This window comes from Nocardioides alkalitolerans (assembly GCA_038184435.1).
Taxonomy (GTDB): Bacteria; Actinomycetota; Actinomycetes; order Propionibacteriales; family Nocardioidaceae; genus Nocardioides; species Nocardioides alkalitolerans_A.
Window position 1 is genome coordinate 4165568 of record CP116227.1, and the last position, 20872, is coordinate 4186439.

The following is a 20872-nucleotide window of genomic DNA, read 5'->3' on the forward strand; positions in this document are numbered from 1 at the left end:
CTCAGACGGTGATGGTGCCCGTGACCGCGCCGGTGCGGCTGTCGACGACCTCGAGCACGAGGCCGTCGCCCGAGAGCGGCAGGTTGACGACGGTCGTCCCCGGTACGACGTCGCAGTTGAGGAAGGCGCCGTCCCCGGAGGGCATCGACGCCAGGACCAGGGCCTCGAAGGCCCGGTTGGACGAGATGGTGAGCGTGCTGCCCTCGGCAGCGAGGTCGACGTGCATGGTGAGCTCCCGTGAATCCGACGACGGACCCCAGATCCGTCGTTCCCTCTCCCTGAGAGGAGTCTGAGCCCTACTCGGGGGTACGCGTGCATCGTGCACGTAAACACTGCGTGACGCCGTCGTTGGGCGGTGCCAAAAACGAATACCGCGGCAGGGTATCAATTATCCGGCGGCGCGGACGCGAGGTCCTCGCCCCCCAGTTCCGGCCACCTGTCCGGTCCGGCGGGCTCGGTGACGGTGTTCGGCCAAGACGAGGGCTCCGGATCGGTAGAGTCCTTGCGACCCCGTCGTCGACTCGAGGAGCCCCATGCGCGACGCCCAGCGCCCGAGCACGACCCGACGCGCCGTGCTGCGGACTGCCGCATGGACCGCTCCGGCCATCGCCGCCGTCGCGGCGGCGCCGGCCCACGCGGCGAGCACGCCGGGGTCGCTCCTCGCCATCTTCGGTGCGACCGGCATCACGGACGCGCCCATTCCGGGCTACGTCTTCATCGGGGCCTCGGGCATGTCGGTCACGTCGTCCACGGCGCTGGCTGCCGGCGACCTCACGCTCGTCGCCCGTCTCGTCCCGCAGAGCGCCAGCTTGTCGGCCAGTCGCTTCGTCCCCGGATGGCAGCTCGTCTCGAACGACGGGCTGACCGCGACCTACCAGTACCCGAGCGCGGTGACGGCCGGCGCCGTCGTGCCGTTCCCCGACGGCGCCTTCCTCGCCGTCCAGGAGGGCGTGGCGGTCGCCGTCCACCTCGTCTTCAGCGCCACCGGAGCAGGCAGCTCGCAGGAGCTCGTCATCGAGACGGGGAGCACGCAACCCGCGGCTCGTCAGGCGCCGGCCTCCTCGTCGTCCGCGCTGCCCTGGGACTAGGCCGACCAGACCCCGTCGACGGTCAGCGCGCCGTCGACCGCCCGGTCGTGGGCCTCGGCCGGCACGGGCAGCCCGACCTCCTCCGGGTGCAGCACGACGAGCAGCGGCGCGTGCGGCGCCGCGTCGCCGAGGGCCCGGTCGTAGGCGCCCCCGCCCCGCCCCAGCCGCATCCCGTCCGGCCCCATCGCGAGACCCGGCAGCAGCACGAGGTCGGCGCGCCCGAGCCCGTGGGGCGCCGCGGCGGGCTCGAGCAGCCCGCGCTCGGCGGCGACGAGGGCGTCGCGCGCGACGTACCGACCCCACGTCATCGACCAGTCCGGTCGCAAGGCGGGGAGCAGGACCTCGACCCCGCGCGCGACCAGGGCGTCGAGGAGGGGGAGGGTGCGCGGCTCGCTGCCCACCCCGACGTACGCCGCGACGCACCCCCCGGCGGCGACCACGGCCGCCAGCGGCTCGGTGCGGAGGGCGGCCTCGGCCAGGGCGGTCCCGTAGGCCTCGCGGGCGGTGTCGTCCCGGCGTTCCCGCAGGTCGAGGACGGTGCGTCGGAGGGCGCGCTTGGCCTCGCGTGCCCCACCCGTCGGGACGGGTTGTGCAGGAGGATGTGTGGACGGCACCGATCAAGCCTACGATCGCGCTCATGGGTAGCCCTGGCCTGAAGAAGGCGGCCGCGAAGATGCGGGACGCCGGCGTCGACGACACCGCGGTGGAGGTGTTCGCGCACTACTACCGGCTGCTCGAGCACGGCGAGACCGGCATGATCGCGGAGGACACGATCGAGCCGCTCGACATGCCGGCGCTGACCGACGTCGAGGTCGACGAGCAGGTCGGAGCGGAGGCGCTCGCCGCCACGGTCGTCATCAAGCTCAACGGCGGCCTCGGCACGTCGATGGGCATGGACCGCGCGAAGTCGCTGCTCTGCGTGCGCAAGGGCCTGTCCTTCCTCGACATCATCGCGCGGCAGACGCTGCGGCTGCGGGAGAAGTACGACGCGCGCATCCCGCTCGTGCTCATGAACTCGTTCCGCACGTCGGCGGACACGCTGGCGGCCCTGGAGCGGTACGACGCGCTCCCCGTCGACGGCCTGCCGCTGGAGTTCCTGCAGAACAAGGAGCCCAAGCTCCGGGTCAGCGACCTCGAGCCCGTCGAGTTCCCCAACGACCCCGACCTCGAGTGGTGCCCGCCCGGCCACGGCGACATCTACACGGCGCTGCTGGGCACGGGCCTGCTCGACGCGATGATCGCGCAGGGCTACCGCTACGCGTTCGTCTCCAACTCCGACAACCTCGGCGCCGTCGCCGACCCGAAGGTGGCCGGCTGGTTCGCCTCCTCGGGCGCGCCGTTCGCGATCGAGGCCGTGCGCCGCACGGCGTCGGACCGCAAGGGCGGCCACTTCGCCCGCCGCAGCTCCGACGGCCGCATCATCCTGCGTGAGACCGCGCAGACCCGCGACGAGGACAAGGACGCGCTGGCCGACCTCGACCGGCACCGCTACATGTCGACCAACAACCTCTGGTTCGACCTCCACGCGATGAAGAAGACGCTGACCGAGCGCCAGGGCGTGCTCGGACTCCCGCTCATCAAGAACGTGAAGAACGTCGACCCGGCCGACTCCTCCACCGAGAAGGTCGTGCAGATCGAGACCGCGATGGGTGCCGCCATCGAGGTGTTCGAGGGAGCGCAGACGATCGAGGTCGGTCGCGAGCGGTTCATCCCGGTGAAGACGACCAACGACCTGCTCGTGCTGCGCAGCGACATCTACGCGATCGGCGACGACTTCGTGCTCGACCAGGTGGCGACCGACGTGCCCTTCATCGACCTCGACGGCGACGTCTACAAGCTGGTCGGCGACTTCGACCGCCGCTTCCCCGAGGGTGCCCCGTCGCTCAAGGAGGCCACCGCGCTCCGCGTCCGCGGCGACTGGACCTTCGGCAAGGGCGTCACCGTCAAGGGCGAGGTCGAGCTCGACGAGGCTCCTTCGGCGCAGCGCCTCGACCCGGGTACCGTGCTCGGAGGCTGACCTCGTCCGAGGGCAGCCCGCCCGACCGCCGAACCGAGGAGCCTGATGCCTGACGCGACCTCCCTGATCGGCGTACCGGAGTTCTTCGAGCGCGTGATGGACGTCGTCCACCCGCTCGCGCCGATGTCGCACTCGCTGCAGGAGGCCTCCGGGCTGGCGTGTGCGGAGGACGTGGCAGCGCCGGTGGCGCTGCCGTCCTTCGACAACGCCGCCATGGACGGCTATGCCGTGGTCGCCTCCGACGTCGTCACCGCGAGCGAGGACCACCCCGTCCACCTGCCCGTCGTGGGCGAGATCGGCGCCGGCCAGGCGCGGATCATGGCGCTCAGCCCCGGCACCGCCGCGAAGATCATGACCGGCGCCCCCGTGCCCGCCGGGTGCGACACCGTCGTGCCCTACGAGTGGACCGACCGCGGCGTCGCCCAGGTGCGGATCGAGCGCGCCCCCGCCGTCGGCCAGCACATCCGCAACCGCGGTGAGGACGTGGCGGCCGGCGAGGTCGTCGTCTCCGCCGGCACCGTGCTCGGCCCGCGCCAGATCGGCCTGCTCGCCGCCGTCGGCCGCTCCCACGTGCTCGCCCGCCCCCGCCCGCGCGTCGTGGTCGTCTCCACCGGCTCCGAGCTGCGCGACCCCGGCGACGAGGTCGGCCACGACTCGATCTACGACGGCAACTCCTACATGCTCGCCGCCGCGGCTCGGGCCGCCGGCGCGGTCTCCTACCGCGTCGGCATCGTGCCCGACGACCCGGGCGCGTTCCTCGAGGCCGTGCACGACCAGCTCGTGCGGGCCGACCTCGTCATCACCTCCGGAGGGGTCAGCGCGGGCGACTACGACGTCGTGAAGGCGGCGCTCGGCTCGGCCAGCTCCGGCGCGGACGTCTGGTTCGGCGGCGTCGCCATGCAGCCCGGCAAGCCGCAGGGCGTCGGCGTCATCGGCGACGACCGGACGCCGATCGTCACGCTGCCGGGCAATCCCGTCTCGGCGTACGTCTCCTTCGAGGTGTTCGTGCTCCCCGCGATCCGCAAGCTCATGGGGCTGGCGCCCTACGCGCGGCCGCTGCGCCGCGCCGCGCTCACCCACCCGGTCTCCTCGATCGCCGGTCGGCGGCAGTTCCTGCGCGGGGAGTACTCCGTGCCCACCGGCGTCGGCGGCAACGTCGCGCGCAGCGCGAGCGTCACGCCCGTCGGCGGCCCCGGCTCCCACCTGCTGGGCGACCTCGCGGCCTCCAACGCCCTCATCGTCATCCCGGAGAGCGTCACGCACGTCGAGGCGGGCCAACCCGTGCACGTGCTCGCCCTCGACGAGCAGTTCTGAGGCCGTGGTGACGACACCCCCCGAGGGCTCCCGCCTCACCCACGTCGACGAGCGCGGCGCCGCCCGCATGGTCGACGTCTCCGCGAAGACCGTCACGACGCGCACCGCGACGGCCACCGGCCGCGTGCTCGTGTCGCCGACCGTCGTCGCTCTCCTGCGGGGGGAGGGCGTGCCCAAGGGGGACGCGCTCGCCGTGGCCCGCATCGCCGGGATCATGGGCGCCAAGCAGACCCCCGCCCTCGTGCCGCTGTGCCACCCGCTCTCGCTCTCCGGCGTCACCGTCGACCTCGAGGTCGCCGACGACGCCGTGGAGATCAGCGCCACCGTGCGCACCGCCGACCGCACCGGCGTCGAGATGGAGGCCCTCACCGCCGTCTCCGTCGCCGCGCTCACCGTCGTCGACATGGTCAAGGCGGTCGACAAGCTCGCCGTCATCAGCGACGTGCGCGTCGAGGCGAAGTCCGGGGGCAAGTCGGGGGACTGGACGCGATGAGCGCGGTCCCGGGACTCCCCGCCGCGGTGGTCGTCGCCTCCAACCGCGCCGCCGCCGGCGTGTACGACGACACCACCGGCCCGCTGCTCGTCGAGGCCCTGCGGGCCTGGGGCTTCGCGACGGCCGATCCTGTCGTCGTACCGGACGGGGCGCCCGTGGGGGAGGCCATCGACAGCGCCGTACGGGCGGGGGCGCGGGTCGTGCTCACCACCGGCGGCACCGGCCTGACGCCCACCGACCGCACGCCCGAGGTCACCCGCCCCCTGCTCGACCGCGAGGTGCCCGGCATCGCCGAGGCCATCCGGGCCGCCGGCGTGGCCAAGGGCGTGCCCACCGCGGTGCTGTCCCGGGGGCTCGCCGGCGTCGCGGGCCGCTGCCTCGTCGTCAACCTCCCCGGCTCCCGGGGCGGGGTGAAGGACGCCCTCGGCGTGCTCGCCGACGTCGTGCCCCACGCCGTCGACCAGATCGGCGGCGGCGACCACCCGCGCACGGACGCCTGACGTGCCCTGGAGCCACGCGGCCGCCTGGCCCGCGCGCATCGTCGATCCCGACCCCGCGACCGGCCTCGTGCTGCGCTCCATGACGATGCGCGACGCCCAGGCCTGGCGCGACGCGCGCCAGCGCAACCGCGACTGGCTGGCCCGCTGGGACGCGACCGCGCCCCCCGGTGCCGAGACCGACACGCCCCTCACCCTGCGGCGCGGGCTCCGGCAGCTGCTGCGGCTCGCCGACCGCGGCGAGGCGATGCCGCTCGTGCTCGAGGTGGACGGGGCGTTCGGCGGCCAGGTGACCGTCAACAGCGTGCTGCGCGGCTCGGCGCAGTCCGCGTCGATCGGCTACTGGATCGACCAGCGCTTCGCCGGCCGGGGGCTCATGCCGCGCGCCGTCGCGCTCGCCGTCGACCACTGCTTCGGCCCCGGGCGCCTGCACCGCGTGGAGATCGCGATCCGGCCCGAGAACTCGAGCTCGCTGCGCGTGGTGGAGAAGCTGGAGCTGCGGGAGTTCGGGTACGCGCCGCGCTACCTCCACATCGACGGCGACTGGCGCGACCACCGGCTCTACGCCGTCACGCCCGAGGAGTGCCCCGGAGGGCTGCGCGCGCGGTTGGGGTGAGGGGGGGTGGTTGGTTCCCCGGCTAGCCGGGGAACCAACCACTTAGACCATCAAATTTGATGGTCAAAGCGGCGTGTTCCCCGGCTAGCCGGGGAACCGACCGGGGGGTCACACCAGTTGTCAAGCGACACACCAGTCCACCTCCCGAGCTCGCGTGCCCCGCGCTCGTAGCCTCGGCTCGTGGATCTGAGCGGTGTCATCTTCGTGGCGGTCGCCCTCGCGTGGGCGGTGTACCTCCTGCCCCAAGCCATCAAGCACCACGACGAGGCCGTCCAGACCCGCTCCGTGGAGCGCTTCTCGGCGACGATGCGGGTGCTCGTGCGCCGTGGCGGCGCCGGCGCCGAGAGCACCGGCTCCTCCGGCCAGGCGGTCGAGGAGGTCGTCGAGCCCGTAGCTGCGCCCACCCCTGCGCAGCTCCGGGCCCGTCGCGCCGCCGCCCGCCGCGCCATGCAGCGGCGCCGTCGCGTGCTCGGCGTGCTCGTCACGCTCCTCGTGATCGGCGTCGTGCTCGCGCTGACCGGCGTGATCGCGCGGGGGTACGTCGCCGCCCCGGTCGTGCTGCTCGGCGCCTGGCTCGTGACCTGCCGGGTCATGGTCAAGGGCGAGCTCGCCGCGTGGCACCAGGCCCGGGGTGTCGTGCCCGTCGTGGTGCCCCGCTCCACCGAGGCGCCCAACGCGGCCAGCAGCGAGGCCGACCTCGTCGCCGGTCTCGAGGGGTACGACGACGGGGGCGCCCACCTGCTCGAGGCGAACGCCGAGACGGGCCTCATCTCCGCGGTCTCCGCCGAGGGAGCCACCGAGCTGTCGCGGGCGCACACGCCGGGCGACCCCGCCGAGACGCGCGACCCGCGGACCCTCTGGGACCCGGTGGCGGTGCCGTTGCCGACGTACGTCAGCAAGGACCACGCCGCCGCCCGCGAGCTGCCCGCCTTCGACTTCGACGACACCGGCGTCTTCTCGTCGGGCCGCGACCAGGCCGACTCCGAGCTGGTCCGCCGCGAGCGCGCGGAGGCCGAGGAGCGGCGTACCGCCGCCCACCAGGCCGAGCTGGACGGCCACCGCCGCGCGGTCGGTCACTGACACCCCACCCGATTCGGACCGCGGCCGCGGTGGTGCTAACGTTTCGCCTCGCGTCACCGCGGTGACGCACTGGGGCTGTGGCGCAGTTGGTAGCGCGTCTCGTTCGCATCGAGAAGGTCAGGGGTTCGAATCCCCTCAGCTCCACCACCACGAAGGCTCCGCCGGTCACGGCGGGGCCTTCGGTGCGTTCAGGGCTCCCGTGCCTCGAGCCACGCGACCGCGAAGGCGCAGATCGCGGCGGCGTCCACGACGAGGGTGCGCGCGGCGCCCACCCGTCCCAGCCGGTGCGGGTGCGCCGCGACGAAGGCCCGCACGACGTCGGCGAAGTAGTCCTCCGCGAGGCCGTCGACCACAGGCTCGCTCGTGTCGAACTCCTCGACCATTCGCCACGTGACCTCGCCGTCGACGAGCAACGGCACCTCGTACCGGATGACGCGCTTGCCCGGGATGTCGGCGAGGGCCTCGGCGTGGTGCAGGAGCGTCATCGTGTCCCAGGGAGCGCCGAGCATGACCACCTTCCCGCCGGCGGCGACGAGGCGGGCGAGGGGCGAGCCGGCGCCGTACCCGTGGTCGAGGGGGTGGTCGCGCGTGAAGTCGTCGGCCTCCGCGCCGATCGCGGCGACGGAGGCGCCGGGACTGCCGCTGCGGCGCGCGCCGGGCCAGGTGCGCAGGAACTCCGGCAGCACGCCGTTGTCGCGGTTGGCCCGCGACGTGGCGGCGTCGAAGGGCGGCACGTGGGGACGCCACGCGTCGGGCACGCGCCCGGTGTCGTCGAGGAGCACGTCGTAGCGGGCGTCCCAGTCGGCGTAGGCCAGCACGGTGCCGCCGGGGGACACGGCGTCGAGGAGGCCGCCGACGACCGCGTCGGGCCCGTTGAGCAGGGGGCCGATGCGGGCGAGGGCCCCGTGCGCCATGACGACGTCGCCGGGGGAGAGGCCGAGGTCGCGGAGCTGGGCGGCGATCGCCGCGCGGGTCACGAAGGCGGGCGCGCGCATGGACGCATTGTCCCCCGGCGGAGGCGCTCTCAGAGCAGCCCGTGGCGGCGCGCGGCGTTCGCGGCCTGCACGCGGTTGGCGACGCCGAGCTTCGCCATCGCACCCTTCATGTAGGACTTCACCGTCTGCTCGGTGAGCCCGAGCCGGTGCGCGACGTCGGCGTTCGACAGGCCCTCCCCGGCGCCGCGCACGACGTCGCGCTCCCGCGGCGTCAGCCGCACGCCGGGCTCCGCCGCGTCGTGGTCGGTCCGGGCGCCCGCCCCGCCGAGGAGGGCGGCGAGGCGCTCCCGGGCACGCGGATCGGTCGTGGTGCCCATGACGTCGACGAGCTCGGCGTACAGCTCCGGGTCCATGGCCGTCGCGGCGACCGGGGCGGCGGCCGGGGCGGCGCGCCGGGCGACCTCCCGCTCGATGTGGATCTCCCGGGCGAGCTCCGCGACGACCGGACGCAGGCGGTCGGCCAGCACGGTGCCGAAGTCCGTGCGGCGCCGCTCGGCCAGGTAGAGCACCGCGCTGACCGACGACCCCGGCAGGGCGATCGGGATGCTGATGACGGAGACGAGCCCCTCCGGGCTGACCTCGCGGTGGTAGCGCCGGGTGATGCCGCGGGCGCTCGCGTAGTCGGAGACGGCCGCCGGCCGCGACGAGGCCAGCGTCTGGCCGCCGAGCCCCTCCCCGGACCGCACGGTCAGGTTCACCAGGGACGACGTCTGCAGACCGCGGGACGCAGAGATGACGAAGCTGCGGCGGTCGGGGTTGACGAGGCCCGCGAAGCCGACGGGCAGGCCGGTCCGGCGCAGCGCCTCGCCCAGCCCGCGGTTGAGGACGGCGGTGACGTCGGGGGTCGGACGCTGCACGGGGGGCCTCCTCGCCGGGGGTCGGGGCCCCAGGATGGCGCAGCGTGACCTGGGTCACCACCCTCCGAAGGGGGTGGTGCGGGCCGTCGAGCGCGGGGAAGCGGCGTACCCCCGTTGGGGGGTGGTGGGCGATCGGTGTGACGGCCGACACCCCGGCCGCCGGACGACACCAGGTCGCCGCCCAACCGACCACGGAGGTCGCATGAGCACCACCTCGACGACGCCACCGGGGCACGCCGCCCGCCGCGAGGCCCGCCCCGCCGAGATGCGCAAGGTGGCCGTCGCCAGCTGCGTCGGCACCACGATCGAGTACTACGACTTCTTCATCTACGGCACGGCCGCAGCGCTGGTCTTCCCGACCGTCTTCTTCCCGGCGCTGGGCTCCACGGCCGGGACGGTCGCGTCGTTCGCCACCTTCGCCGTCGCCTTCGTGGCGCGCCCGCTCGGCGCCGTGCTCTTCGGTCACTTCGGGGACCGGCTCGGTCGCAAGCGCACCCTCGTCACCACGCTCCTGCTCATGGGTGCCGCGACGGTCGCCATCGGCCTGCTGCCGACGGCGGCGGCCATCGGGGTGCTCGCGCCCATCGCCCTCGTCGTCCTCCGCTTCCTCCAGGGTCTCGCGGTCGGCGGGGAGTGGGCGGGGGCGAACCTGCTGACGGCGGAGTACGCGCCCGTCGGGAAGCGCGGCTTCTACGCCGTCTTCCCGCAGCTCGGTCCGGCCTTCGCCTTCGCGCTGTCGAGCGCGACCTTCCTGCTCAGCGACGCCGTGCTCGGCACCACCGACGGGGCCTTCCTCAGCTATGGCTGGCGCATCCCGTTCATCGCCAGTGCGCTCATGGTCGTCGTGGGGCTCTACATCCGGATCAGCATCGAGGAGACGCCCGCCTTCCGGGCCGAGTCCGCGCGGGCGGAGCAGGTCGTCGGCACGAAGCGACCGCTCCCGTTCGTCGAGGTGGTGCGCCACCAGCCGCGCGAGATCCTCCTGTCGGCCGGCCTCATGAGCGTCCTCTTCGGGTTCTTCTACATGGGCACGGCCTACCTCACGGCGTACGGCACCGCGCCCGACGGTGCGGCGCTCGACCGGCAGTTCGTGCTCACCACGGGCATCGTGGCGGCCCTGGCCCTCGGGGCGGCCACGTTGGCCGGCGGCGTCTGGTCGGACCGCGTGGGACGGCGCACGGTGATCATCACGTCGGGCGTGCTGGCGCTCGCCTGGGCACTGGTGCTCTTCCCGCTCCTCGACACCGGCACCCCGCTCGCCTTCGCGACCGGCGTGGTCGTCACGTTGGCGATCTTCGGCCTCGCCTTCGGGCCGGTCGGCGCCTACCTGCCCGAGCTGTTCGAGACCCGGTTCCGCTACACGGGCGCCGGCGCGGGCTACAACCTCGGTGGCGTGCTCGGCGGAGCCGTCCCGCCGCTGCTGGCGCCGGGCCTCACCGCGTCGTACGGCAGCATCGCCGTCGGGGTGATGCTGGCCCTGCTCGCCGTGCTGAGCATCGCGTGCACCGCCGCGCTCGGTGGTCGGACCCGGATGTCCGCCGCTGCCTGAGGCGTCGGGTGGGGGCCGTCGCACCGACCGGTGCGACGGCCCCCCTGCCGTCAGGTGCCCCGCAGCTCCCGCCGCAGGATCTTGCCGGTCACGGTCTTGGGGAGCTCGTCGAGCACGACGACCTGGCGGGGGTACTTGTACGCCGCCATCCGCTCCCTGCAGTGCGCGACCAGCTCCTCGGCCGTGGCCTCCTGGCCCGCGTGGAGGCTGACGAACGCCTTCACCGTCTCGCCCCGCTTCTCGTCGGGCACGCCGACGACCGCGGACTCCCGCACCGCCGGGTGCTCGGCCAGGACGTCCTCGACCTCGCGCGGCCACACCTTGTAGCCCGACGCGTTGATCATGTCCTTCTTGCGGTCGACGATGAAGATCCAGCCGTCGTCGTTCATGAACCCGACGTCGCCCGACCGCAGGGAGCGCCCGGGCAGGCTCGCCTCCGTCTCCTTCGGCTTGCCCCAGTAGCCCGCCACGACCTGCGGGCCCTCGGCCACGATCTCGCCGACCTCCCCGAGCGGTACGTCGCGCCCGTCGTCCCCGAGGACGCGCACCGTCGTGGACGGCACCGGTACGCCGACGGACAGCGCACCCGAGACGGGGTCGACCGGCGACGGCGTGCCGAACGGCGTCAGCGTCATCGGGCTCGTCGTCTCGGTCAGGCCGTAGGCGTTGTGGACCTGCAGCCCGGTGGCCTCGAGGAACCGCTTCTCCGCCGTCGGCGAGATCGCCGCGCCACCCGAGTAGACGGACGTGAACGAGGAGAAGTGGTCGGTGGTGAAGTCCGGGTGGTTGAGCAGCGCGTTGAACGCGGTGATCGCGCCGATCGTGCACGTCGGGCGGTGCTCGCGGAATGCGTCGAGCACGACCGCCGGCTCGAACCGGTAGGCCAGCACCAGCGGCATCGGGGCCAGGAAGCTGACCGCGATGTGCCCGATCAGTCCCGTGATGTGGAAGAGCGGCGCGATGCCGAAGACCGAGCCGCCGGGCCGGAAGCGCGCCCAGTCGCGGTAGACGGTCGCCGTGAACACCACGTTGCCGTGGGTGTTCATCGCGCCCTTCGGCACGCCGGTGGTGCCCGACGTGTAGGTCAGGAACGCGACGTCCTCCGGCCCGAGCGTGACGGGTGGCGGCACCTGGCCGCGGTGCTCGTCGATGAACGCCGCGAGGTCGGTCGTGCCCTCGTGGCGGCGCCGCTCCACCCCGGCGAACAGACGGGGGTCGTGCCGCGTCTGGTGCTCCAGCTCGCTGGTGGTGAGCACGAGCTCGACGGCGCTGCCGGGGACGACGTCGCGCGCCACCTCGTCGTACAACGACTCCAGGGACACGAGCACGCGCGCCCCCGAGTCCTCGAGGAGGTAGGTGAGCTCCCGCGCGCGGCTCATCGGGTTGACCGAGACCATGACGGCGCCCGCCTTCCACGCCGCGAGGAGCACGACGAGGAACTGCGGCACGTTCTGCAGGTACGCCGCGACGCGGTCGCCCGGCGCCACGCCGTGCGCGAGGAGACCGGAGGCCAGGGCGTCGCTCTGGGCGTCGAGCTCGGCGCGCGTGAGGACCCCGTCGAAGTAGCGCACCGCGACGCCGTCGGGCTCCTGGGCGAGGCCGGCCCGGAACATGTCGAGGGCGTTGCGGTGGCCGGGTTCGATCTCGGGCGGCTGCTGGCCGTAGAGGCCCAGCCAGGGCCGCTCGTCGTAGACGCTCACGCCTCGCTCACTTCACGACGAGCGGGTTGACCGGCGAGCCGCTGCCCTTCGCGACCTTGAGCGGCGCGGCGGCGTAGAAGAACTCGTAGCGGCCGTCCTCGGCGCAGTCGGCCGCGAGCGCCTCGAGGTCGCAGATCTCCGTGAACGCGATGCCGAGGTTGCGCATGAGCGCGTTGTGGAGCACCAGGGCGACACCGTTGTTGGGGTCGGTCGTGACCTCGTTGGCGATGGTGTCGGTGACGAGGTTGGGGATCTCCATGTCGGCGAACCACTGCACGAGCTCGGGGCTGTAGACGAGGCCCGGCTCGCAGAAGCCCTCGTAGAACTTGTCACCGAGCTCGAAGAAGAGCTGCAGGTAGTTGGTGCGGATGAGGAGGATGTCGCGCTTGCGGAGCTCGACGCCCTGGGACTCGGCACACGCCACGAGGTCCTCGTGGGTGTAGGTCTCGGCGGACTCGAGGGTGTCCTTGCCGCGGAAGCGGGCCATGTCGAGCAGGACGGCGCGGCCGACCACGCCGCGCTGGGCGATGGGCTCGACGGAGGCCTTGTCCATGCCGCCCACCGTCGTGCGGGCGTCGTAGCCGTTCCACAGCTGCCCGCCGTACCAGACGTGGCCGAGCGCGTCGTACTGCGTCGAGCCCTGCAGGAACGCGTCGATCTTGTCGTCCGCGTAGTGCAGGCCGCCCGGGAAGGCGGGCGCGTCCTCGCCGTCCCAGCTCGACTCGTCGAGGATCTGGGTGCGGGTCGCCGGGGTGCGGCCGGGCCAGACCGGGTCGCCCTTCGGGTCGCCGATGAGGCGCTGCAGCGTGAAGACCTTGCCCGAGCTGATGAGGCCGGCCGCGGCCACGACCTGCTCCGGCCCCAGGTAGTTGAGGCTGCCGACCTCGTCCTCGGGCCCCCACTTGCCCCAGTTCGACGGGGAGTCGGCGAGCAGCTCGGTCAGGTCGGGGGCGGTGCCGTCAGACATGGGTCCTCCTGGGAGTGGTGGCCGGACGGGCGCGAACGCTCGTTCGGCGACGTGCATGACCCAGGTCACACTTCGGGGTCGGCGAGCGGTCGTCAAGGGATGCGTCGGGTAGTTCTCGGAGCATCGTGTTCAGCTATCCTGAACTCCATGCCGGAGGCCTCGTTGCACCGCGAGCTGCTCGGCGCGGCCGTCCGCGACCTCCGCCGCCACCGCGGCCTGACGCTCCGCGACCTGGCGCGCGCCCTGGGGGTCAGCCCGGCCACCCTCAGTGCGATCGAGAACGGTCGCACGGGCACCTCCAGCGAGCGTGTCGTCCAGCTCGCCGACGCCCTGGGGGTGCGGGTCGAGCGCCTGGTCGGCACGATGGCGGAGCCGGTGAGCGACGAGCGGTGGGCACTGCGGGCCTCGGCGGGCTCCCGGGCTGCGGGCGTTGCGGGCGACTGGCGTGCGTATGCGCCCCTGGTGCTCGACCCCGCCCTGCGGGGAGCGCTGGCGACCTTCCTCGAGCTCGGCTACCACGGCGCGACGATGCGGGCCGTGGCCGAGCGTGCGGGTCTGTCGGTGGCGGGGCTCTACCACTACTACGCGAGCAAGCAGCAGATGCTCGTCACCATCCTGGACCGCACCATGAGCGACCTCGCGGCGCGCACCGACGCGGCGGCCGCCGACGGCGCGGACCCGCCCGAGCGCTTCGCGAACCTCGTCGAGTGCCTCGCGCTGTTCCACACCCACCGCCGCGAGCTGGGCTTCATCGGCGCGGCCGAGATGCGCAGCCTCCTCCCGGCGGCCCGCCACCGCATCGCGGCCGTACGGCGCGGGGAGCAGGCCAAGGTCGACCGCGAGGTGGTCGCGGGCCGGGCCGCCGGGGTGTTCGACGTGGAAGAACCGCTGGAGGCCTCGCGCGCCGTGGTCACGATGTGCACGGCGCTCGCGCAGTGGTACCGACCGACCGGGCCGGCGACGCCCGAGCAGGTGGCGGCGGGGTACGTCGAGCTCGCGCTCGACGCCGTACGGTGCCGACCGGCGGCCCGACCGCTGCCGCGGCGGTGAAGGACGGGCGAGGAACATCCGCGGAGAGGTAGTTGTTCGTTCAACCATGAAGAAGATCGGGTTCCTGTCGTTCGGGCACTGGACGCCGTCGCCGCACTCGCAGACGCGGTCGGCGGCCGACGTGCTGCTGCAGTCGATCGAGCTCGCCGAGGCGGCCGAGGAGCTCGGCGCCGACGGCGCCTACTTCCGCGTGCACCACTTCGCGCGGCAGCTCGCCTCCCCGTTCCCGCTGCTCGCCGCCGCCGGTGCGCGCACGTCGCGGATCGAGCTCGGCACGGGCGTGATCGACATGCGCTACGAGAACCCGCTCTACATGGCCGAGGACGCCGGCGCCGCCGACCTCATCTCCGGCGGGCGCCTGCAGCTCGGCATCAGCCGGGGATCACCGGAGCAGGTCGTCGACGGCTACCGCTACTTCGGCTACGGCCCCGCCGAGGGCGAGGACCACGCCGACATGGCGCGCCGCCACACCTCGGTGTTCCTCGACGTGCTCAGCGGACGGGGGTTCGCCGAGCCCCACCCGCGGCCGATGTTCCCCAACCCGCCCGGGCTGCTGCGCATCGAGCCGCACTCCGAGGGGCTGCGGGACCGCATCTGGTGGGGTGCAGGATCCCGCTCCACCGCCGAGTGGGCCGCCCGGCAGGGCATGAACCTCATGAGCTCCACCCTGCTCACGGAGGACACCGGCGTCCCGTTCCACGAGCTGCAGGCCGAGCAGATCCGCCTCTTCCGCGACGCGTGGAAGGAGGCGGGGCACGAGCGCGAGCCCCGCGTCTCGGTGAGCCGCAGCATCTTCCCGCTCGTCGACGACCGCGACCGGGCATACTTCGGCCACGACCGGGCCAGCAGCGACCAGGTGGGCTTCATCGACGGCGGTACGGCGCGGTTCGGCAAGACGTACGCCGCCGAGCCCGACCAGCTCGTCGACGAGCTGGCGAAGGACGAGGCCATCGCGGCGGCCGACACGCTGCTCATCACGGTGCCGAACCAGCTCGGGGTGGAGTACAACGCGCACGTCATCGAGTCCCTGCTGACCCACGTCGCGCCGGGGCTCGGCTGGCGCTGAGCCTCGGGCGGCTCGGGCTGGGCCCGAGCTCGGGTGCAGGAAAACGCGGACGGGCCCGACCAGTGGGACGAAAGTGCGCGGGCCGGTGGGGCCCGGGAAAGAAAACGCGGACCCTCAGGGCCGGGCGCTCGGCGTGTCGCGGTCCGGGGTCCGCGTTTTCTTTGCCCGCTTCGGACCGCCCCGGTCCCCGTCCGCGTTTCCTCCTCCGAGGCGAGAGCCGACCTGGGCTCAGCGCAGGGCCGGGGCCGCGGCCAGCGCCGTACGCACGGCGGCGATGCGCTCGTCGTAGCGGCCCGGTTGCGCGCCGTATGCCCGCTCCTCCCACGGGCCGACGACGGTCTCGAGCGCCGCGCACGCCCGTTCGGCCCACGCACGGAGCTGCGGGTGGACCCCACCGGCGATCTTGAAGTGCGCCAGGGCGGCGGCCACGTAGGCGTCGATCTCGCCGTGGAGGAAGCGCACGTGCGGCTCGTCGGCGTCCAGCCACGCGACGAGCGCGTCGGTCGGTCCGTCCCACAGCTCCTCCGGCACGAGCGCCCAGTCGTCGAGCAGCGCGACGAGGGCTGCCAGCGCGTCCTCGTCCGCACCTCCGTCGAAGAAGAGCTCCTCGAGGTGGCGCAGCGTGTCGTGCCCGTCGTCGGAGCCGAACGGGGCGCGGGGGTCGCCGGCGTCCCAGAACCAGTCGGGCACGGCCGCGACGTACGCAGGGTGGCTCGTGGCGCGCGCCAGTCCGTCGAGGCCGTCGAGGAAGCGGGACGGGGTCGCCATGCGGCGCACGGTAGCGGGGCCGCGGCGACCCGATAGCGTCACCCCGTGGCCGCCGACGGGCGGCGGCCCGGAACGAGGAGTCGCCATGGCGGTCGAGGTCGTCGAGAACGAGCAGGAGAAGCGGTACGAGGCGCGCATCGACGGCGCGCTCGCCGGCTTCGCGGTCTACATCCCCGCCGACGGCATGCGCGTCATCACCCACACCGAGGTGGACCCGGCCCACGAGGGCAAAGGCGTCGGCTCCGCGCTGGCCCGCTTCGCCCTCGACGACATCCGTGCACGCGGCACGAAGGTCATGCCGCTGTGCCCGTTCGTGCTGGGCTGGATGCAGCGCCACCCCGACTACGCCGACCTCGCCTTCAACGCCCCGGCCAGCCGGGTCGTCGACTGAGCCGCACGGCCGCACCGTGAGCGACTGCTACCTCGACAAGGCCGAGCCCGCGGCGTACTCCGCCCTCGGTGCCACGGCCGCCGCCGTCACGGACGCCGCGAAGCGGGTCGGTCTCGACCGGCGGCTGGTCGAGCTCGTCAACCTCCGCGTCTCGCAGATCAACGGCTGCGCCTTCTGCCTCGACCTGCACCACCGGCGCGCCCTCGCGGCGGGGGAGGAGCCGCGGCGGATCGCGGTGCTCGGGGCCTGGCGCGAGACCTCGCTGTTCTCGGAGGCGGAGCAGGCGGCGCTCGTGCTCGCCGAGTCGATCACGCGCCTGCCGTCCCACGACGAGCGCTGCCGCGCCGAGGCGCGGGCCCGCCGGGTGCTGGGGGACGAGGCGTACTCCGTCGTCGCCTGGGTCGCCGTCACGATCAACGCGTTCAACCGGCTGTCGATGACGAGCCACCACCCGGTGGGCTGACGCTGTCGACGGCTGCGGAACGCCGACCGGGTCGTGGTGGGAGACCGACGGAGTCCGTGGGTCTCCCACCACGACCCGGTCGTGGGGGAGGGGGTACGCCGCGGGTCAGCCCGCGGCGACGTCGATCGGCTGGCCGTCCTTGGGGCGGCCGAGCGGCTTGCCGACGACGATGACGTTGTTCTCGTAGTACTCGCCGTTCCAGTCCGCGCAGGTGATGAGCACCAGCGCGCCGTCCCCGTGGTCCTGGCCGAAGAGCTCCTCGGCCTTCTCGGCGACGTCCTCTCGGCTGTAGTAGCGCGGGGACGTGGTGAGCTCGTAGCGCATCCGGCCCTGGTCGCTCACCACGTCGACCAGGTCGCCCTGCTCGAGCTGCCCGACGCTGTTCATGGCGCCGCCCCCGGTGTGGACCGTGTGGCCGGTGATGACCGTCTGGCCCTGGGTGGCGCCCGGCTTCGCGCTCAGGTTCCACCACCCGACCAGCTCGGCGTCACGGGGCGGGTCGAGCTCCCCGTCCGCCACGCTGATCGGGATGATCGGCGCCGAGACGTCGATCCGCGGCACCTCCAGCCGGATGGGCGCGGCCGGGTCGAGCGAGACGAACTCCGACGACGTCGTGCCGTCGTCCGCCTCGCCACCCGGCCACGCCACACCCCAGCCGATCATGCCGACGCTCATGACGAGGAGCACCGTGGTCAGGGCCGAGAGGAGCGCGTCCCCCAGTCCGGGCCGCTTCTTCGTGGTGCTCTCGTTCATCGCGTCAGTAGACCACGAGGGTCAGATCGAGCGGCGCGAACGGACGAGCTGCGCCACACCGGCACCGCCCGCGAGGACAGCCATGCCACCCAGGGCGACCGGGCCCCACGGGACCTCGGTCTCACCGGCGGAGCCAGCCGGCACCGACACGGGGACGGCCGGGGTCGGGTCGCTCGGCGGCGTCGGGTTCGGCGTCGTCGTCGGCGGGGTCGGGGTGTCGACGTCGGCCACGCCGCCCTTGCAGAACGCCTTGCCGAGCTCGAGGCTCGCGAAGCTGGTGCCGATGAACTGCGAGGCCGCGGGCAGCACCTGCAGGTCGAGGGCGGTGACCTCGATCGAGTTGGCCGACGGCTGCGACTGCTTGTTGAGCGTGAGGCTCAGGATGTTGTCGCGGACCGGGGCGAGCTGGCTCGAGAGCTGCGCGATGACCAGGTCGTTGATCTGGCCGACGTAGGGCAGCAGCGCGGTGAGGGGCTGCAGCGCGCCGTTGAGGCCGTTGGTCAGCTGCTGGTCCACGCCCACGAGCACGGCGTCGACGACGTCGTCGAGGTTGGTGACGACCTCGGTGTTCGGCGCGATGTCGCCGACGGGCAGGTCGAGGATCTCGATCTCCTGGCCGGCGACCGTCACGTAGCCGCGCAGGTCGGCGATGTTGGAGTCGGCCGAGGCGGACGTCGAGGTCGCCTGGCAGGTGCTCTGGATCGCGCCGGCGGACTCGATGACGATGCCCAGGTTGCCGAGACCGCCCAGCACCTGGTTGACCACGTCGCTCAGCGGCGTCGTCAGCTGGGAGACCAGCGGGCCGAGCGCGTCGTTGAGCGGCTGCGTCAGCGGGTTGAGGATGTTGGACTGGATCAGCTGGGCGTCACCCAGGTTGACCGTGCCCGGGAGGAGCGTGACCGCGTCGCCGCCGGTGAGGCAGGAGCCGTCACCGACCTCGGCGACGACCGCTCCGGTGCCGGCGACACCCGAGCAGGCGCGGGACGTGCCGCGGCCGTCGGCGACGGCGGTGGTCGCGTCCTGGTAGAGCACGCCCACCGAGACGTTGCTCTGGTTGGACAGGACGTCGGCGACTTCGGGGGAGTTCGTGCCGGTGGCCGTCTGCTCCTTGCCGTCGTTGACGACCGTGAACTGGCCCGAGTCGACCGGGCTGCCGGCGATCGTGAGGATCGCGGCCGTGGCACTGGCCTCGGCCGCGGGCTCGGCGGCCATGGCGGGCGCGGTGGTCACGCCGATGATGGCGACGGTCGAGAGCGCTGCGAACAGGCGCGTGGTTGAGCGTGGCAAAGGAATCCCTCCCCGGATGGATCACGACGAGCGATGCCTTCTGTGCCCCGCTCGAGGTGGTCAACGACACATGCTGACGCAGGCTACTCTCAAGATTTCCTCAAGGCCATCTCAAGCGGTCATCGTCTCACTACTGATCGGTACTCGGTCCGCCTGCAGCGGGCCGTGGTGCCGCACTAGGCTGACCGGCGTCGCCCGCCGAGCGGTTGCTCGGCGGCGGCCCGACGACCCCGATGAACGGAGCGACCCGCATGACCTCCATCCCCGAGAGCCTCCAGGGCAAGACCGTCGCGGTGCTGGGCGGCACCGGCCCCCAGGGCCGTGGCCTCGCCCGCCGCTTCGCCGCCGCCGGCGTCCCCGTCGTGCTGGGCTCGCGCACGGAGGAGAAGGGGAAGGCGGCCGCGGCCGAGCTGGCCGAGGCGCTCGCCGGCACGGAGGGCCTGGGGGACGTGACGGGCACCGACAACGCCGGCGCGGCCGCCGCGGGCGACGTCGTGCTCGTCGTCGTGCCGTGGGACGGCCACAAGGAGCTGCTCGAGAGCCTGCGCGAGCAGCTCGCCGGGAAGGTCGTCGTCGACTGCGTGAACCCCCTCGGCTTCGACAAGCAGGGCCCCTACGCGCTCAAGGTCGAGGAGGGCTCCGCCACCGAGCAGGCCCAGGCCGTGCTGCCCGAGTCGACCGTCGTCGGTGCCTTCCACAACGTCTCCGCCGTCCTGCTGGAGGACCCCGAGGTCACCACGATCGACACCGACGTGCTCGTCCTCGGCGACGAGCGCGAGGCCACCGACCTCGTCCAGGACCTGGCCGGGGTCATCCCCGGCGTGCGCGGCGTCTACGGCGGGCGTCGCCGCAACGCCCACCAGGTCGAGGCCCTGACGGCGAACCTCATCGCCGCGAACCGTCGGTACAAGTCCCACGCCGGCGTGCGCATCACCGACGTCTGATCCCTCGCGGGCTCGTGGCCCCAGCGCATCGGAGAGCGATGTGCTGGGGCCACGACTCATTGGTGGGTGGCTGGCGGCGTGGTGGGGCCCCGGAATGTGCAGCTGGGGTAGGCCGGATCGCGGGGGCATCGCCCCAGGTGCACATTTCGCAGCCAGTTCGGCCCCGAGGTGAACCGCCCGGGCCCCCGGCGACGCGAGGCCGCGTGGCCCGGGGTCGGCGCCCGCCCCTACCAGCTCGACTTCACGATGCCCGGCAGCTCGCCGCGGTGGGCCATCGCCCGGAACCGCACGCGTGAGACGCCCGCCTTGCGCAGGTAGCCCCGCGGCCGTCCGTCGACCTGGTCCCGGTTGCGCAGGCGCACGGGGGAGGAGTCGCGCGGCATCCGGGCGAGGGCCTGGACCGCCGCGGTCAGCTCCGCGGAGCCGGCGGGGGCGCGGCGTACCCGCTCCTTCGCCTCCGCCCGCCGCTCGGCCCAGCGGGCCACGACCTCCTGGCGCCGCTTCTCGGCGGCGATCTTCGACTGCTTGGCCATCAGCGCTCCTCCCGGAACTGGACGTGGCGGCGGATGCGGGGGTCGTACTTCATCAGCACCATCCGGTCGGGGTCGTTCCGCCGGTTCTTCTTCGTGACGTAGGTGTAGCCCGTGCCGGCCGTCGACCGGAGCTTGATGATCGGGCGGACGTCGCTGCCGCGCTTCGCCATCAGAGCCGCACCCCCGCCCGCTGCAGCTCGGCCACGACCGACTCGATGCCGCGGGCGTCGATCACCTTGATGCCGCGCGCGCTGACGCGCAGCTTCACGGTGCGGCCGAGGGTCGGCACGTAGTAGCGCTTCGTCTGGACGTTGACGTCGAACCGCCGCTTGGTGCGGCGGTGGGAGTGCGAGACGTGGTGGCCGAATCCCGGCTCCCGTCCCGTCACCTGGCACACGCGTGACATGGGGTTTCCTCTCGTGGCAGACTTGAGAACGGTTCTCA

25 protein-coding genes and 1 tRNA gene are annotated in these 20872 nt (G+C 73.2%); 14 read left to right on the forward strand and 12 right to left on the reverse strand.

Translation table 11 applies throughout. The annotated features are described in order from the left end of the window. Window position 1: 1 nt before the first annotated feature. On the reverse strand, window positions 2–226 hold the full coding sequence (locus PIR53_19840) for a hypothetical protein (protein WZH52251.1): 225 nt from the start codon (window positions 224–226) through the stop codon (window positions 2–4). 307 nt (window positions 227–533) lie between these two features. Here PIR53_19840 and PIR53_19845 point away from each other — a divergent pair, with 307 nt between their 5' ends. Next, on the forward strand, window positions 534–1088 hold the full coding sequence (locus PIR53_19845) for a hypothetical protein (GenBank protein ID WZH52252.1): 555 nt from the start codon (window positions 534–536) through the stop codon (window positions 1086–1088). Here PIR53_19845 and PIR53_19850 read toward each other — a convergent pair. Further along, window positions 1085–1702 (reverse strand): 5-formyltetrahydrofolate cyclo-ligase, encoded by a 618-nt coding sequence (locus tag PIR53_19850; GenBank protein WZH52253.1) that lies wholly within the window; start codon window positions 1700–1702, stop codon window positions 1085–1087. The two genes, PIR53_19845 and PIR53_19850, sit on opposite strands and share 4 nt — an antisense overlap. A gap of 23 nt (window positions 1703–1725) precedes the next feature. On the opposite strand from PIR53_19850, the gene PIR53_19855 reads away from it, so the two are divergent. From PIR53_19855 to PIR53_19885, 7 genes are all read left to right on the forward strand, one after another. Further along, window positions 1726–3105 (forward strand): UTP--glucose-1-phosphate uridylyltransferase, encoded by a 1380-nt coding sequence (locus PIR53_19855; protein WZH52254.1) that lies wholly within the window; start codon window positions 1726–1728, stop codon window positions 3103–3105. A 45-nt stretch (window positions 3106–3150) separates the two neighbouring features. Next, the gene (locus PIR53_19860) at window positions 3151–4419 is read left to right on the forward strand and encodes a molybdopterin molybdotransferase MoeA (GenBank protein ID WZH52255.1); all 1269 of its coding nucleotides are present in this window, start codon (window positions 3151–3153) and stop codon (window positions 4417–4419) included. A gap of 7 nt (window positions 4420–4426) precedes the next feature. Continuing rightward, complete coding sequence (gene moaC / locus PIR53_19865) at window positions 4427–4912, forward strand: cyclic pyranopterin monophosphate synthase MoaC (protein ID WZH52256.1); 486 nt, start codon at window positions 4427–4429, stop codon at window positions 4910–4912. Beyond that, complete coding sequence (locus tag PIR53_19870; GenBank protein WZH52257.1) at window positions 4909–5412, forward strand: MogA/MoaB family molybdenum cofactor biosynthesis protein; 504 nt, start codon at window positions 4909–4911, stop codon at window positions 5410–5412. Before moaC ends, PIR53_19870 begins: the two co-directional genes overlap by 4 nt. Before the next feature lies 1 nt (window position 5413). Next, a complete protein-coding gene (locus tag PIR53_19875) occupies window positions 5414–6025 on the forward strand; it encodes a GNAT family protein (protein ID WZH52258.1) in 612 nt (203 codons plus the stop codon). 180 nt (window positions 6026–6205) lie between these two features. Beyond that, complete coding sequence (locus PIR53_19880; GenBank protein WZH52259.1) at window positions 6206–7105, forward strand: hypothetical protein; 900 nt, start codon at window positions 6206–6208, stop codon at window positions 7103–7105. Window positions 7106–7176: 71 nt separating this feature from the next. Further along, window positions 7177–7252, forward strand: a tRNA-Ala gene (locus PIR53_19885). Between the two features lie 41 nt (window positions 7253–7293). Here the strand turns inward: PIR53_19885 and aac(3) are convergent. Together aac(3) and PIR53_19895 are read right to left on the reverse strand one after the other, a co-directional pair. Continuing rightward, window positions 7294–8100 carry an aminoglycoside 3-N-acetyltransferase gene (gene aac(3) / locus PIR53_19890; protein ID WZH52260.1) on the reverse strand — a complete coding sequence of 269 codons (807 nt, stop codon included), beginning with the start codon at window positions 8098–8100 and terminating at the stop codon, window positions 7294–7296. Window positions 8101–8129: 29 nt separating this feature from the next. Beyond that, complete coding sequence (locus PIR53_19895) at window positions 8130–8957, reverse strand: LuxR C-terminal-related transcriptional regulator (protein ID WZH52261.1); 828 nt, start codon at window positions 8955–8957, stop codon at window positions 8130–8132. A 202-nt stretch (window positions 8958–9159) separates the two neighbouring features. Here PIR53_19895 and PIR53_19900 point away from each other — a divergent pair, with 202 nt between their 5' ends. Then, the gene (locus tag PIR53_19900; GenBank protein WZH52262.1) at window positions 9160–10506 is read left to right on the forward strand and encodes an MFS transporter; all 1347 of its coding nucleotides are present in this window, start codon (window positions 9160–9162) and stop codon (window positions 10504–10506) included. A 50-nt stretch (window positions 10507–10556) separates the two neighbouring features. Here PIR53_19900 and PIR53_19905 read toward each other — a convergent pair whose 3' ends face one another. Next, window positions 10557–12206, reverse strand: coding sequence for an AMP-binding protein (locus PIR53_19905; protein WZH52263.1), 1650 nt, complete (start codon window positions 12204–12206; stop codon window positions 10557–10559). 7 nt (window positions 12207–12213) lie between these two features. Beyond that, window positions 12214–13173: a cyclase family protein gene (locus PIR53_19910; GenBank protein ID WZH52264.1), complete on the reverse strand. Its 960-nt coding sequence runs from the start codon at window positions 13171–13173 to the stop codon at window positions 12214–12216. Window positions 13174–13320: 147 nt separating this feature from the next. Here PIR53_19910 and PIR53_19915 point away from each other — a divergent pair, with 147 nt between their 5' ends. Together PIR53_19915 and PIR53_19920 are read left to right on the forward strand one after the other, a co-directional pair. Next, window positions 13321–14223 carry a helix-turn-helix domain-containing protein gene (locus PIR53_19915; GenBank protein WZH52265.1) on the forward strand — a complete coding sequence of 301 codons (903 nt, stop codon included), beginning with the start codon at window positions 13321–13323 and terminating at the stop codon, window positions 14221–14223. 46 nt (window positions 14224–14269) lie between these two features. Beyond that, the gene (locus PIR53_19920) at window positions 14270–15289 is read left to right on the forward strand and encodes an LLM class flavin-dependent oxidoreductase (protein ID WZH52266.1); all 1020 of its coding nucleotides are present in this window, start codon (window positions 14270–14272) and stop codon (window positions 15287–15289) included. Between the two features lie 228 nt (window positions 15290–15517). On the opposite strand, the gene PIR53_19925 is transcribed toward PIR53_19920, so the two are convergent. After that, on the reverse strand, window positions 15518–16057 hold the full coding sequence (locus tag PIR53_19925) for a hypothetical protein (GenBank protein ID WZH52267.1): 540 nt from the start codon (window positions 16055–16057) through the stop codon (window positions 15518–15520). Window positions 16058–16142: 85 nt separating this feature from the next. Here PIR53_19925 and PIR53_19930 point away from each other — a divergent pair, with 85 nt between their 5' ends. Next, window positions 16143–16448 carry a GNAT family N-acetyltransferase gene (locus PIR53_19930; protein ID WZH52268.1) on the forward strand — a complete coding sequence of 102 codons (306 nt, stop codon included), beginning with the start codon at window positions 16143–16145 and terminating at the stop codon, window positions 16446–16448. Window positions 16449–16464: 16 nt separating this feature from the next. Next, window positions 16465–16911, forward strand: a complete 447-nt coding sequence (locus PIR53_19935; GenBank protein WZH52269.1) for a carboxymuconolactone decarboxylase family protein — start codon at window positions 16465–16467, stop codon at window positions 16909–16911. A 105-nt stretch (window positions 16912–17016) separates the two neighbouring features. Here the strand turns inward: PIR53_19935 and PIR53_19940 are convergent, their stop codons facing one another. Then, a complete protein-coding gene (locus PIR53_19940) occupies window positions 17017–17664 on the reverse strand; it encodes a class F sortase (GenBank protein WZH52270.1) in 648 nt (215 codons plus the stop codon). A 21-nt stretch (window positions 17665–17685) separates the two neighbouring features. Further along, a complete protein-coding gene (locus PIR53_19945) occupies window positions 17686–18894 on the reverse strand; it encodes a hypothetical protein (protein WZH52271.1) in 1209 nt (402 codons plus the stop codon). A 308-nt stretch (window positions 18895–19202) separates the two neighbouring features. Between PIR53_19945 and npdG the strand changes: the two genes are divergently transcribed. Next, complete coding sequence (gene npdG, locus PIR53_19950; protein WZH52272.1) at window positions 19203–19895, forward strand: NADPH-dependent F420 reductase; 693 nt, start codon at window positions 19203–19205, stop codon at window positions 19893–19895. A 227-nt stretch (window positions 19896–20122) separates the two neighbouring features. Here npdG and rpsN read toward each other — a convergent pair whose 3' ends face one another. From rpsN to rpmB, 3 genes are read right to left on the reverse strand one after another with little or no spacing between them, the layout of a single operon-like run. Then, window positions 20123–20428 carry a 30S ribosomal protein S14 gene (gene rpsN / locus PIR53_19955; GenBank protein WZH52273.1) on the reverse strand — a complete coding sequence of 102 codons (306 nt, stop codon included), beginning with the start codon at window positions 20426–20428 and terminating at the stop codon, window positions 20123–20125. Then, entirely contained in the window at window positions 20428–20598 is a 171-nt protein-coding gene (gene rpmG, locus PIR53_19960) for a 50S ribosomal protein L33 (GenBank protein WZH52274.1), read from the reverse strand. The genes rpsN and rpmG overlap by 1 nt, the downstream gene beginning before the upstream one ends. Next, a complete protein-coding gene (rpmB, locus tag PIR53_19965; GenBank protein ID WZH52275.1) occupies window positions 20598–20834 on the reverse strand; it encodes a 50S ribosomal protein L28 in 237 nt (78 codons plus the stop codon). Before rpmB ends, rpmG begins: the two co-directional genes overlap by 1 nt. Window positions 20835–20872: the final 38 nt, after the last annotated feature.